At 64.0% G+C, this 12,466-nt stretch carries 12 protein-coding genes and 1 tRNA gene; 7 read left to right on the top strand and 6 right to left on the bottom strand.

Annotation, left to right across the window (positions count from 1 at the left end):
- Window positions 1-18 precede the first annotated feature (18 nt).
- From carB to QX094_RS06645, 3 genes are all read left to right on the top strand, one after another.
- Window positions 19-3,483 (top strand): carbamoyl-phosphate synthase large subunit, encoded by a 3,465-nt coding sequence (gene carB, locus QX094_RS06635; RefSeq protein ID WP_315717518.1) that lies wholly within the window; start codon window positions 19-21, stop codon window positions 3,481-3,483.
- A gap of 207 nt (window positions 3,484-3,690) precedes the next feature.
- Window positions 3,691-4,167, top strand: coding sequence for a transcription elongation factor GreA (greA, locus tag QX094_RS06640; protein WP_315717519.1), 477 nt, complete (start codon window positions 3,691-3,693; stop codon window positions 4,165-4,167).
- 255 nt (window positions 4,168-4,422) lie between these two features.
- Window positions 4,423-4,827, top strand: coding sequence for a DoxX family protein (locus tag QX094_RS06645; protein ID WP_315717520.1), 405 nt, complete (start codon window positions 4,423-4,425; stop codon window positions 4,825-4,827).
- Window positions 4,828-4,888: 61 nt separating this feature from the next.
- On the opposite strand, the gene QX094_RS06650 is transcribed toward QX094_RS06645, so the two are convergent.
- Window positions 4,889-5,368: an Lrp/AsnC family transcriptional regulator gene (locus QX094_RS06650; RefSeq protein WP_015664493.1), complete on the bottom strand. Its 480-nt coding sequence runs from the start codon at window positions 5,366-5,368 to the stop codon at window positions 4,889-4,891.
- Between the two features lie 289 nt (window positions 5,369-5,657).
- Here QX094_RS06650 and trxB point away from each other — a divergent pair, with 289 nt between their 5' ends.
- The 4 genes from trxB (at window position 5,658) to QX094_RS06670 (ending at window position 9,266) form a co-directional block, all read left to right on the top strand.
- Complete coding sequence (gene trxB / locus QX094_RS06655; RefSeq protein ID WP_315717521.1) at window positions 5,658-6,623, top strand: thioredoxin-disulfide reductase; 966 nt, start codon at window positions 5,658-5,660, stop codon at window positions 6,621-6,623.
- 7 nt (window positions 6,624-6,630) lie between these two features.
- Window positions 6,631-7,554 carry a LysR family transcriptional regulator gene (locus tag QX094_RS06660; RefSeq protein WP_315717522.1) on the top strand — a complete coding sequence of 308 codons (924 nt, stop codon included), beginning with the start codon at window positions 6,631-6,633 and terminating at the stop codon, window positions 7,552-7,554.
- Between the two features lie 448 nt (window positions 7,555-8,002).
- Window positions 8,003-8,926, top strand: coding sequence for a 4-hydroxy-tetrahydrodipicolinate synthase (dapA, locus tag QX094_RS06665; protein WP_315810592.1), 924 nt, complete (start codon window positions 8,003-8,005; stop codon window positions 8,924-8,926).
- Between the two features lie 169 nt (window positions 8,927-9,095).
- Window positions 9,096-9,266: a hypothetical protein gene (locus QX094_RS06670; protein WP_315717524.1), complete on the top strand. Its 171-nt coding sequence runs from the start codon at window positions 9,096-9,098 to the stop codon at window positions 9,264-9,266.
- Between the two features lie 111 nt (window positions 9,267-9,377).
- Here QX094_RS06670 and QX094_RS06675 read toward each other — a convergent pair whose 3' ends face one another.
- The 5 genes from QX094_RS06675 to QX094_RS06695 all read right to left on the bottom strand — a co-directional run bounded on the left by QX094_RS06675 (window position 9,378) and on the right by QX094_RS06695 (window position 12,326).
- Window positions 9,378-10,055 (bottom strand): ParA family protein, encoded by a 678-nt coding sequence (locus QX094_RS06675; RefSeq protein ID WP_231327589.1) that lies wholly within the window; start codon window positions 10,053-10,055, stop codon window positions 9,378-9,380.
- 261 nt (window positions 10,056-10,316) lie between these two features.
- On the bottom strand, window positions 10,317-10,670 hold the full coding sequence (locus QX094_RS06680) for a hypothetical protein (RefSeq protein ID WP_316186056.1): 354 nt from the start codon (window positions 10,668-10,670) through the stop codon (window positions 10,317-10,319).
- A 296-nt stretch (window positions 10,671-10,966) separates the two neighbouring features.
- A tRNA-His gene (locus tag QX094_RS06685) sits at window positions 10,967-11,043 on the bottom strand.
- Between the two features lie 262 nt (window positions 11,044-11,305).
- On the bottom strand, window positions 11,306-11,740 hold the full coding sequence (locus QX094_RS06690) for a phasin (protein WP_316186055.1): 435 nt from the start codon (window positions 11,738-11,740) through the stop codon (window positions 11,306-11,308).
- Between the two features lie 205 nt (window positions 11,741-11,945).
- Window positions 11,946-12,326: a phasin family protein gene (locus QX094_RS06695; RefSeq protein ID WP_316186054.1), complete on the bottom strand. Its 381-nt coding sequence runs from the start codon at window positions 12,324-12,326 to the stop codon at window positions 11,946-11,948.
- Between the last annotated feature and the right edge of the window lie 140 nt (window positions 12,327-12,466).

The raw sequence follows: 12,466 nt of genomic DNA on the forward strand, positions 1-12,466 counted from the left end.
TCTTGCCCGTGAGCTTGAATGCCGAAACGAACCGACATCTCGACCATCCTGATCATTGGCGCCGGTCCGATCGTGATCGGCCAGGCCTGCGAATTCGACTATTCCGGTACGCAGGCGGTGAAGGCGCTGAAGGAGGAGGGCTATCGCGTCGTCCTCGTCAATTCCAATCCGGCCACGATCATGACCGATCCGGAATTGGCCGATGCGACCTATATCGAGCCAATCACGCCGGAGATCGTCGCCAAGATCATCGAGAAGGAACGCCACGTCATCCCCGGCGGCTTCGCACTGCTGCCGACCATGGGCGGGCAGACCGCGCTGAACTGCGCGCTGTCGCTGCGCCGGCAGGGGACACTGGAGAAGTTCGACGTCGAAATGATCGGCGCGACGGCTGACGCGATCGACAAGGCCGAGGACCGCCAGCTGTTCCGCAATGCGATGGAGAAGATCGGGCTGCAGACCCCGAAGTCGCGGCTCGCCAATGCGTCGGCGCTGAAGAAGCAGTATCGAGACAAATACTTGGCCGAGCGCGAGACGCTGTCGGGCGCCGCGCGCGACGAGCTCGACCGGCAATGGACGCTCGGCGAGAACGAGCGCCGCAAGCGCTATCAGGAGCATGCGCTGGGACAGGCGCTGATGGCGCTGTCCGAGATCGGCCTGCCCGCGATCATCCGTCCCTCCTTCACCATGGGCGGCACCGGTGGCGGCATCGCCTACAACAAGGAAGAGTATCTCGACATCATCGAGCGCGGTCTCGATGCCTCCCCCACCAACGAAGTGCTGATCGAGGAATCGGTGCTCGGATGGAAGGAGTACGAGATGGAGGTCGTCCGCGACAAACACGACAACTGCATCATCGTCTGCTCGATCGAGAACCTCGATCCGATGGGCGTGCACACCGGCGACTCGATCACGGTGGCGCCGGCGTTGACGCTGACCGACAAGGAATATCAGATCATGCGCGACGCCTCGCTGGCGGTGCTGCGCGAGATCGGCGTCGAGACCGGCGGCTCCAACGTGCAGTTCGGCGTCAACCCGGCCGACGGCCGCATGGTCGTGATCGAGATGAATCCGCGCGTGTCGCGCTCCTCGGCCTTGGCCTCCAAGGCGACCGGCTTCCCGATCGCCAAGGTCGCGGCCAAGCTCGCGGTCGGCTACACGCTGGACGAGATCGCCAACGACATCACCGGCGGCGCGACCCCGGCCTCGTTCGAGCCGACGATCGACTACGTCGTCACCAAGATCCCCCGCTTTGCCTTCGAGAAATTCCCGGGCGCCTCGACCACCTTGACGACCTCGATGAAGTCGGTCGGCGAAGTCATGGCGATCGGCCGCACGTTCCAGGAAAGCCTGCAAAAGGCGCTGCGCGGCCTGGAGACGGGCCTCACCGGCCTCGACGAGATCGACATCGAGGGGCTCGGCCGCGGCGATGACAAGAATGCGATCCGCGCCGCCCTGGGCACGCCGACCCCGAACCGCCTGCTCCAGGTGGCGCAGGCGATGCGCCTCGGCTGGTCGGACGAGGACATCTTCAACTCCTGCAAGATCGATCCGTGGTTCCTGGCGCAGATGCGCGGCATCGTCGAGATGGAGGACAAGGTTCGCCGTCATGGCCTGCCGCCGAATGCCAGCGGCATGCGCACGCTGAAGGCGATGGGCTTCTCCGACGCGCGGCTCGCGGTGCTCGCCAACACCACCGAAGCCGAGGTCGCCGCCAAGCGGCAGGCGCTCGGCGTCCGTCCGGCGTTCAAGCGAATCGACACCTGCGCAGCGGAGTTCGCTTCGCCGACCGCCTACATGTATTCGAGCTATGAGACGCCGTTTGCCGGCGCTCTCGGCGACGAGAGCGCGCCGTCGGACAAGAAGAAAGTAATCATTCTCGGCGGCGGTCCGAACCGGATCGGCCAGGGCATCGAGTTCGACTATTGCTGCTGCCATGCCTGTTTCGCGCTGGCCGATGCCGGCTACGAGACCATCATGGTCAACTGCAATCCGGAGACGGTCTCGACTGACTATGACACCGCCGACCGGCTGTATTTCGAGCCGCTGACGGCCGAGGACGTGCTCGAGATCATCGCCACCGAGCGAAAGAACGGCACCGTGCATGGCGTCATCGTGCAGTTCGGCGGCCAGACGCCGCTGAAGCTCGCGCGCGCGCTCGAAGCCGCCGAGGTACCGATCCTCGGCACCTCGCCGGAAGCCATCGACCTGGCCGAGGACCGCGACCGCTTCAAGCGCATCCTCGACAAGCTGCATCTGAAGCAGCCGAAGAACGGCATCGCCTATTCGGTCGAGCAGGCGCGCCTGGTGGCGGCCGATCTCGGCCTGCCGCTGGTGGTGCGCCCATCCTATGTGCTCGGCGGCCGCGCGATGCAGATCATCCGCGAGGACAACCAGCTCAGCGACTACCTGCTCGGCACCCTGCCGGAGCTGGTGCCGGCCGACGTCAAGGCGCGCTATCCCAACGACAAGACCGGCCAGATCAACACGGTGCTGGGCAAGAACCCGCTGCTGTTCGACCGCTACCTGTCGGACGCCACCGAGATCGATGTGGACTGCCTTTCCGACGGCAAGGACACCTTCATCGTCGGCATCATGGAGCACATCGAGGAGGCTGGCATCCATTCCGGCGATTCCGCCTGCTCGCTGCCGCCGCATTCGCTCGACGAGGCGACCATCGCCGAGCTTGAGCGGCAGACCCGCGAGCTGGCGCTCGGGCTCGACGTCGTCGGCCTGATGAACGTGCAATATGCGATCAAGGACGGCACGATCTACGTGCTCGAGGTCAATCCGCGCGCCTCGCGCACGGTGCCCTTCGTCGCCAAGGTGGTCGGCACGCCGGTCGCCAAGATCGCGGCCCGGATCATGGCGGGCGAGAAGCTCGCCGATTTCGGGCTGACCAAGCGCGCGCTCAAGCATGTCGGGGTGAAGGAATCGGTCTTCCCGTTCGCCCGCTTCCCCGGCGTCGACACCGTGCTCGGCCCGGAGATGCGCTCCACCGGCGAGGTGATGGGCATCGACCGCTCGTTCGCCGTGGCGTTCGCCAAGAGCCAGCTCGGGGGCGGCACACGCGTGCCGCGCAAAGGAACGGTGTTCGTGTCGGTGCGTGAAAGCGACAAGGCGCGCATCACCGAGGTGGTGCGGATGCTGCACGAACTCGGCTTCAAGGTGGTAGCGACTTCCGGGACCCAGCGCTTCCTGACCGACCAGGGCGTGCCGACCGAGAAGATCAACAAGGTGCTGGAAGGCCGGCCGCACATCGTGGACGCCATCACCAACGGCGACATCCAGCTGGTCTTCAACACCACCGAAGGCCCGCAGGCGCTGGCCGACAGCCGCTCGCTGCGGCGCGCTGCCCTCTTGCATAAAGTGCCGTATTACACCACTCTTTCGGGTGCCGTGGCGGCCGCGCAAGGCATCCGTGCCTATCTCGGGGGAGACCTTGAGGTCCGCACCCTGCAGAGTTACTTTTCCGAAAACTAATCGCAGCGTGCGGGCGAACGCCCGCTAAGCGGTTGGCAACAATCGGCAATAGAAGCTTTCAGGAACTCGCCGCCCCGTTCGATGTTGTACCGGCCTTTGACGGGACGGTCTTGCCGGGCCTTGAGGCTTTGCTTTGAGCCGCAAAGGCCTATTCTGAAGATGCTGATCGTGCGCGCCCCCGCCCGCACGACTGAAGGACGAGAAGAGATGGTGGAAAAGGTTCCCATGACTTCGATGGGCTACGCCGCGTTGGAGAACGAGCTCAAGCAGCGCCAATCGGTGGACCGTCCGCGCATCATCGAACATATCGCGGAAGCGCGTTCGCATGGCGACCTGTCCGAGAACGCGGAATATCACGCCGCCAAGGAAGAGCAGTCTCACAACGAGGGCCGCATCGCCGAGCTCGAGGACAAGCTCGCGCGCGCCGACATCATTGATGTGACCAAGCTCTCCGGCGACACGATCAAGTTCGGCGCGACGGTGACCCTGATCGACGAGGACACCGAGAAGAAGACGGTCTGGCAGATCGTCGGCGAGGTCGAGGCGGACGCCAAGAAGGGCAAGATCTCGATCACCTCGCCGCTGGCGCGCGCGCTGATCGGCAAGAAGATGGGCACTACCGTCGAGGTCATGGCGCCCGGCGGCGCCAAGTCCTACGAGATCGCCAAGGTCGAGTGGCGCTGAGGACCCGAGGCACCGGAGCGGTGCCTGTAACCGTTCGGACGAAACCAGGGCTGCGCGAAGGCGCGGCCCTTCGTCGTTTGGCCGGCCGCACTGCGGCACAATGGCGTTCGGCAGCACACGGTCAATTCATCGGGCTCCAGGCCACACGCCGGTGACGGGCTTTCGGGAATGAGCTAGTGCAGAACCGACGAGCCGTGCCGGGAGGATGGGTCCGGTCCGTCGCATCATGATGGCTTTGATTGGGGGATGATCGACATGGAGCAGATGTTCTCGAAATGGCAACCGGCTGTACTCAGCCTGTTTCGCTTCGTCACGGGTCTGTTGTTGTTTCAATACGGCGTGGCGAAGATCTTCAAGTTTCCAGTGCTTCCGTATTTCGCAAACATTCCGCCGCTCATCTATACGGCCGGCCTGATCGAGCTCGTGCTGGGCGGATTGCTGATGGTGGGTCTGCTCACGCGGCCCGTCGCGTTCATTCTGTCGGGTCAGATGGCCTTCGCCTATTTCCTCGGTCACATGTTCAAGACAGGTGAGCCGGTGTGGCTGCCGCTCCTGAACAACGGCACCGCGGCAATCGCATTCTGCTTCTCATGCCTTTATCTGGCGACGGCCGGCGGGGGTCCGATCAGCCTCGACGCGATGCTGCGTAAGAAGGCGTAGGCTTTCACTCACAGTCATTCCGGGGCGCCTCGAACGAGGCGACCCCGGAATGGCGGTGGGCCTAGCTGCGTCCCTTGACCTCGAGCGGCACCGCCGCCTCGTATTTCGAGTTGTGCAGCACCAGGGACGTTCGCACGTTGCGCACGTGAGGTGCCGCCGTCAGGTGGGTCACGAACTCCTGAAACGTCGCCATGTCCGGCGCCACGCATTTCAGGATGAAGTCCACCTCGCCGGACAGCATCCAACATTCCCGCACCAGCGGCTCGGACCGCACGAACTCTTCGAACGCCTTCAGGTCGGCGTCCGCCTGGCTCGACAGGTGGACCGAGGCGAACACGGTCACGTCGAAGCCGAGCTTGCGCGGGTCGAGCAGGCCCCGGTAGCCGGTGATGTAGCCTTCCTCCTCCAGGGTCCGCACGCGGCGCAAGCAAGGCGGCGGCGAGATGCCGACCCGCTTGGCGAGCTCGACATTGGTGATCCTGCCGTCGGCCTGAATTTCGCTCAGGATTTTGAGATCGATCTCATCAAGATTCTTGGACACGGGGATTGTGGGCTCTGGCGGAACAGGAGGAGGCGCAGGGGGCGCCGGGCGACGATGGGCAACTCTCTTAGCGCAAGCCGGTCAATCCACGCAATTTTATTGCTTTAGATTTCCCCTGTTGACCGGCTCGTGAAGGGAAAATTCGCCGAGATGCGTTGCAATTCTTGCATAGCTTGCCAGATGGCTTAGACTTGGATTTGACATTTTCGATGGGGCTTCGGAGCGTTTCTTCAGCGCATTCCGCTCGCTGCGTCGGTAATCCTCCCTTTTCCAGCGAGTCTTCGGCCACATGCAAGCTCCGATCCATGCCAAAGTCGTCATCATCGGTTCCGGCCCTGCTGGCTATACGGCGGCGATCTACGCGGCACGAGCTATGCTGGAGCCGGTGCTGATTCAGGGCATCCAGCCAGGCGGCCAGCTCACCATCACCACCGACGTGGAGAACTATCCGGGATTTGCCGACGTCATCCAGGGTCCCTGGCTGATGGAGCAGATGGAAAAGCAGGCGACGCATGTCGGCGCCCAGATCAAGACGGACCTCGTGACCAAGCTGGAGCTGGGACAGCGTCCGTTCCGCCTGACCTGCGACTCCGGTGACGTCTACCTCGCCGAGACCGTCATTCTGGCGACCGGCGCCCAGGCGCGCTGGCTCGGGCTGCCGTCGGAGGAGACGTTCAAGGGCTTCGGGGTCTCGGCCTGTGCGACCTGTGATGGCTTCTTCTATCGCGGAAAGGAGGTCGTCGTCGTCGGCGGCGGCAACACCGCGGTCGAGGAAGCGTTGTTCCTGACCAATTTCGCATCGACCGTCACCGTCGTACACCGGCGCGACCATTTCCGCGCCGAGCGCATCCTGCAGGAGCGGCTGTTCAAGCATCCCAAGATCAAGGTCGTCTGGGACAGCGCCCTCGATGAGATCTGCGGCGCCAGCTCGCCATCCAAGGTCACGCATGTCCGGCTCAAGAACGTCAAGACCGGCGCGCTCACCGAGCTGCCCGCCGATGGCGTGTTCGTTGCAATCGGCCACGCGCCGGCAACCGAGCTGGTCGCGGGGCAACTGAAACTGAAGCCTTCCGGTTACGTCGAGGTGGCGCCGGGCTCGACCGCGACCTCCGTTCCCGGCGTGTTTGCGGCCGGCGACGTCGCCGATGAAACCTATCGGCAGGCGATCACCGCAGCCGGCATGGGCTGCATGGCCGCCCTCGAGGCCGAACGCTTCCTCGCCCACGCCGCGAGCGAACGCGCCGCGGCGGAATGAACTGACGATGCCACGATCACGGGATGGATTTACGGATATGGATTGGGACAAGCTGAAGGTGTTTCACGCAGCGGCGGAAGCAGGCAGCTTCACGCATGCCGGGGAGCAGCTCGGGCTGTCACAATCGGCGGTGTCGCGCCAGGTCAGCGCGCTCGAGCAGGAGCTCGCAGTCTCGCTGTTCCACCGCCACGCCCGCGGGCTGATCCTGACGGAGCAAGGCGACCTCCTGTTCCGAACCGCGCATGACGTCTTCATGCAGCTGCAGGCGGCGCGCGCCAAGCTGACCGATAGCCGCGAGCGCCCGAGCGGCGACCTGAAGATCACGACCACGCCGGGCGTCGGCATCAACTGGTTGATCCCGCGACTCGGAGAATTCACCGCGCTCTATCCGGAGATCCGGATCTCGCTGATCGTCACCGACGAGGAGCTTGATCTGTCGATGCGCGAGGCGGACGTGGCGATCCGCACCCGCAAGCCGACCCAGCCCGATCTGATCCAGCGCAAGCTGTTCGCGATCAGCTTCCACGCCTATTGTTCACCGGAATATGTCAAGCGCTTCGGCACGCCGCGCACGCTCGACGAGCTCGATGATCATCGCATCATCATGCTGGCCGACGGCCAAGTCGCGCCGCATCTCCAGAACCGCAGCTGGCTGGTCGATGCCGGCCGCAACGGCTCCGGTCCGCGCGAGGCCTATTTCAGGGTCAACAACATTCTCGGCCTGGTCCGCGCCTGCCAGCAAGGACTCGGCATCGCCGCGCTGCCGGACTACCTCGTCGAGGAAAACAGCCGTCTCGTGCAATTGTTTGGGGAGTCGGATTCGATCCAGCTCGACACCTACTTCGTCTATCCCGAGGAATTGAAAACGGTCGCTCGCGTTCAAGTGTTCCGTGACTTCGTCGTGAGCAAAGCGCAGCGCTGGCCGGCGTAAGATTGTGCATGTCTGACATGCGGCTTGCATGGTTGCTGCGACGCCATGCGAGAGCCCATACTGAGGATGTGCTGAGCGTTGGCGTTGCGCATTGTCCCCCTCCTCCAGTGGCGCGAGCGTTCAGAAATCCCTCTTGGAAGGTGATTGTGTCGGCCGCTTTGGCCAATACCTCCAGCCGGGCTCATTTGGGCCCGGCTATTTTTTTGCCGAATGTTTCCGTGTCGTGCCCGATGCGGCGTTGACAGCATCGCCCGCACCGCGCATCTAGATCTTATGTCCACGTCTTCGCACGCCAAGTTGTCGTCGAAAAAAGCTCCCCTCCCGGGGACATGTGGACGCGCGCGCTAGAATCTCTCGAATTCACCGCCGCATCACCAGCCCCGCCGCGAGGACGGGGCTTTTTTTGCGTGTCCCGTCTCCGGCTCCTGCCAACCCAAGGAGATGGACCATGACCGACGTTACGACCCGATTGCAGGGCCTCTGGCTGCCCCTGATCACGCCGTTCCGCGATGGCGCGCTCGACGAACCATCCTTACGCAGTCTGGTTCGGCACTACGCCGCCAAGCGGATCGATGGACTGGTGCTCGGTGCCACGTCAGGCGAAGGACTGGCGCTGTCATGGGACGAGCGCGCCCGTCTGATCAGCGTGGTCCGGGACGAGCTCGACACCACCGGCCGGTCGCTGCCGATCTGTCTTGGTGTCGGCGGCGTGGCGACGGCCGAGGTGATCGAAGCGCTCGACCGAACCGCGTCATGGCCGATCGACTTCTATCTGATCTCGAGTCCGCCTTACGTGCGTCCGTCGCAGCGCGGCCTGCTGGCGCATTTCACCGCGTTGGCTGACCGCACCGCCCATCCGATCGTGCTCTACAACATTCCCTATCGGTCGGCGGTCGGCCTCGACAACGAGACGTTGCTGCAGCTCGCCGAGCATCCCGCCATCGCTGGGCTCAAGGATTGCTGCGCCAACCGCACGCAGACGCGCGACCTGATCACGCGCCGGCGCGCTGGCTTTCATATCCTGACGGGCGAAGACGCCCAGAGCTTCGATGCGCTGCAGGCCGGTGCCGACGGCGCCATCCTGCTCTCGGCGCATCTGGAGACCGAGACGTTTGCCGCAATCCTGCAGCACGTAAAGGCCGGCCGTCACGACGCGGCAGCAGCGTGCTGGGCGCAGGTCGAGCATCTCACGCGGCTGCTGTTCACCGAGCCGAGCCCGGCCCCGGCCAAGTACTGGCTGGCGCGGACCGGCGTCATTGCGAGCCCCGAAGTGCGGCTGCCGATGGTGGAGGTTGGCGACGACCTCGCCGCACGGCTGGATCAGCAGATCGAGCGGCGCCAGCCGACGACCACGCAGAACCGCGTTGCCTGAGCACGCCCCAACCTATTCGCCGGCTCTGCCTTGCCGTCCCGATCGGGACGGCCAGGCAGAGCCGCGCCACCGCTGCGGAGCCGGAGCAGAATCTCCGTGGTTAATCCGAGCTAACAAACGCGATCAAAAGCGGCGCAGTCCGCAACCTCGTGTTTAAAGATGTTCCGCTATGGATGTTGAAAACATCAAAGAGCGCGAGGGCGTCGTGGCTTTGCAGGATCATCCATACCCTGAGCACCAGGGGTTCAGCGTCGAAGACATTCTCTGGGCGGTCGGGATCTGGTCCGTCATCCTGACCCTGACGCCGGCAATCGCCTTCTATTTCCTGATGGTTGCCTGACCTCGCCGCGCCCTCTCGCGCGGCGCGAGGTCGGCACTCACGCCAGATCGTGTGACCCGACGCAAAAAACGCGCGGAAGACCGCGCGTCGATGCCTCATCTGATGCCGCGATCAGGCCGCCTGCTTGTGCATGGCGCCGTTGGCCGACACAGTCCCGCGAATCGCCCGCACCGAACGCTCGATCGCAGCCCAGAGGCGTGCGATCTCGGCCGCAGCCCGGCCCTCCGCATAATATTCCCGCACGCCTTCACCCTGGCCCAGCGCCATCAGCAGATCGGCGCGGTTGGTGATCTGGCCGCCCCACACCGGGGCCTTGAACTTCGCCAGCGCCTCGCGGGCGATGGTGACGATCGGGCTTTCGGCATCGTCGCGGCGCGCCGGCGCGCCATTGAGAACGACCGCGTAGGGCTTGCGCGCGGCGCGGCAGGTCTGGATCGTCTCCTGTACCGCGTTGACGTCGAACACGCCGGGGCGGGCCGGGATGATCACCATGGTCGCGTTCTTGATCGCATCCTCGACGACGGCCGAGATGGTCGGCGGCGTATCGATCAGCACCCATTCGACGCCGTCGCGGCGGGCGGCGGACACGATCGCGCTCACCGAGTTCACGGCCGTCTTGATCGGCGGCTCGTTGGTGCCGCGCAGCTTGTGCCAAAGCGTCAGCGACCCCTGCGGGTCGGCATCGATGAGCAGACAAGACTTGCTCGACTTGATCTGCGCAGCGAGATGGGCGGCCAGGGTGCTCTTGCCTGAACCGCCCTTACGCGATGCGAAAACAATAACGTTCATACCTTGGCCTCCAGATTGACCCCGGCAGCGAAAATGAATCAGCGGACTGATTCGCGGAAGATAAATTTAGCGATCGATAAGACGTAACTCCTGATTGCCGAAACGCATTGGTTTTTGAGTCACACCAAAGCAGGCAAAACAGCAGATCAGGCCGCGATGTTCGACAACATCCGGTCATGCCCCATCGCATTTACATGTTGAGGCTGCGCGTCGAGAACCGCCGCCATTCCCGGTGCCGCCAAATGCGGCCATCGGCATCGCTCACGTCGCGTCCGGTCGCGTCGACTTCTTCGATTTGCCGGCGCGCGCAGTGATCGGCTTCCTGGTGACAAGACGAATGCTCATCGGCCGCTCCGCGCGGCCCGATGACGCTGTCTGGCGCTCTGGCGGCCCGAATTGGGCGCGGCATGGCGGCGACAGCTCGGCCTTGCGGCGGACCATGCAGGCGGTGACACGATCGACATCGGGAATGTCGGAACTACAAAGCCGGAACGCATCGCCTGTGCACGCCTGCTCCTGCTCGGCGGTATAGGCCCGTGCGGTTACGGGGACTAACAGCGCGGCTATAGCGATCAGTACGGCAGAGATGCATGGATCGAGATCAATCCCTCTCATCGCCCCCTCCCCCTCGTTGCCGCCAACTGTGATTGAAGGAGACCGGATTCGCAAGCAACGGCGCCACGCCGTGCTACCGATCCGGCGCAGCAAAACCGCAAGCGAGCGCACGATCCGGCGATATATCCGTCGAAATACGGAGACCGGGCTCGGGCTTCCGCGACCAAAGCTCTGCGCCCACGCCCCGGCCCTGCGCGAGAGGTCGCGACGGGGCTACAAATCACGGCGCAGGATCAATGGGGCGCGGAGCACGGATGGAGGTGAGCTTGCGAACGGCACAGCGATGGGCGTGGCCATGGTACAGTTGGGTGGGCTCGAACCACCGACCTCCTGTTCCACAGACAGGCGCTCTAACCAACTGAGCTACAACTGCATCCGCATGGGACGGCCCACGAGGGGCGTCCGAACGGGGCGGAAACTAGGTGCAACGGGCGAATTTGGCAAGGCCGAGAACGGATAAAGTCCCCTGCCGTGACGGCGTTTTTTGGACGCGGCTTCGGCCCGAACGAGCCCCCGTGCAAACGGTGAGCCCCAGAAAGCAAACCCGGCCGCGAACGCGCCCGGGTCATGGATCTCCCGCCGTCCATGCCGGCACACGGCCGTACCGCGCACCCGGCGAGACTTGAGGCTGGCCCTCAGGCCGCCGTCTTGAACAGCTTGGTGGCGCTTTCCTTGATCGGCTCGACCGTCTCGGCCGCAACCTTCTGGCCGAGCTCGCCGAGCTCCTTGGCCTGGGCCGTGAAGGTCTCGAACTGCTTGCGCGCGAAGCCCGTCCACAGCTCCATCGCCTCCGACGGCGACTTCACGCCGAACAGCTCCTGGGCGAAGTCGAGCGAAGCCGTGGTATTGGCCTTCGTGAATTCCATGACCTTTGACGAGTAGGCGCCGGCGCCCTTGCTGGCGTTGGCGAAGAAGGCCTCGATGGCCGAATTGTGGGTTTCCGCTGCGTCCTTGAACTTGGCGTAGTTCTCGCGGGCCTGCGACACGCCTTTTTCGGCGAACGCGCGCACCTGTTCAGGGACCTCGAACGGGATGATGGACGCGGAGAAAGGATCGGTGGCATTGGTCATGGCATGCATCCTTCGAAACATTGAGACTGGACCGTCCCGGCAATCGGGACGTCACTTCGGATCACGCAGAGGAACCGCCCCTGGGAGGTAACAACCTCGCGTAGAGCTATATCGTGGCGCTTTTGTGCAACGCAACGGAAATTCCACTATCAGGAACTGTTTGCCGCACCCGCTTCCAGATTTTTCGGGAGCGGAGAACGTTCGGTCAGGCCTTAGGCTTTGTGGCGTCGATCGCAACCTTGCCGATGGCCTGCCCCATTTCGCTTGCCTGCTCGGCGAGCGACCGCATCTGGCCCTGAACAAATTCGCCGTGCAGCCGCAGCACCTCGGGCAGGTCCTTGGCGTGCACCAGCGATTGGGCGTAGTCGAGCGACGACTGGACGTTCTTTTCAGCGTAGGACAAGACCTTGGCGCCGATGTCCTTGGCCCCGGCCCGCACCGTCGTGCTGCGGTGTTCGAGCGAGCCGGCCGTCGCCTCCGCTCCAGCCAGGAACTTCTCGAACGTCTGACGTGCCTGGTTGAAGCCTGCCGCCGCCATCGCCCGCATGTCTTTCGGAATCTCGAATCGTCGCCCGTCGTCGGTCATGGTTCCCTCCTTCTGACGTCACGATTGGCTGCGCCCTTAGCGCCTCGTCCTCGCGGTGACCGTCCCGTTGCCCGCGCAGCTCTCGACCTGCCCAGGTATCATCGTGGTCCCCAACAGGGGGTTCGCCGCGATTCCGCGCG

The organism is Bradyrhizobium sp. SZCCHNS1050, assembly GCF_032484785.1.
Taxonomy (GTDB): domain Bacteria; phylum Pseudomonadota; class Alphaproteobacteria; order Rhizobiales; family Xanthobacteraceae; genus Bradyrhizobium.

What these genes read in the sequence shown, in the direction of transcription:
- carB (WP_315717518.1), top strand. Translation starts at nt 19, where the DNA reads ATGCCGAAACGAACCGACATCTCGACCATCCTGATCATTGGCGCCGGT.
- greA (WP_315717519.1), top strand. Translation starts at nt 3,691, where the DNA reads ATGGTGGAAAAGGTTCCCATGACTTCGATGGGCTACGCCGCGTTGGAG.
- QX094_RS06645 (WP_315717520.1), top strand. Translation starts at nt 4,423, where the DNA reads ATGGAGCAGATGTTCTCGAAATGGCAACCGGCTGTACTCAGCCTGTTT.
- trxB (WP_315717521.1), top strand. Translation starts at nt 5,658, where the DNA reads ATGCAAGCTCCGATCCATGCCAAAGTCGTCATCATCGGTTCCGGCCCT.
- QX094_RS06660 (WP_315717522.1), top strand. Translation starts at nt 6,631, where the DNA reads ATGCCACGATCACGGGATGGATTTACGGATATGGATTGGGACAAGCTG.
- dapA (WP_315810592.1), top strand. Translation starts at nt 8,003, where the DNA reads ATGACCGACGTTACGACCCGATTGCAGGGCCTCTGGCTGCCCCTGATC.
- QX094_RS06670 (WP_315717524.1), top strand. Translation starts at nt 9,096, where the DNA reads ATGGATGTTGAAAACATCAAAGAGCGCGAGGGCGTCGTGGCTTTGCAG.
- QX094_RS06675 (WP_231327589.1), bottom strand. Translation starts at nt 10,055, where the DNA reads ATGAACGTTATTGTTTTCGCATCGCGTAAGGGCGGTTCAGGCAAGAGC.
- QX094_RS06680 (WP_316186056.1), bottom strand. Translation starts at nt 10,670, where the DNA reads ATGAGAGGGATTGATCTCGATCCATGCATCTCTGCCGTACTGATCGCT.
- QX094_RS06690 (WP_316186055.1), bottom strand. Translation starts at nt 11,740, where the DNA reads ATGACCAATGCCACCGATCCTTTCTCCGCGTCCATCATCCCGTTCGAG.
- QX094_RS06695 (WP_316186054.1), bottom strand. Translation starts at nt 12,326, where the DNA reads ATGACCGACGACGGGCGACGATTCGAGATTCCGAAAGACATGCGGGCG.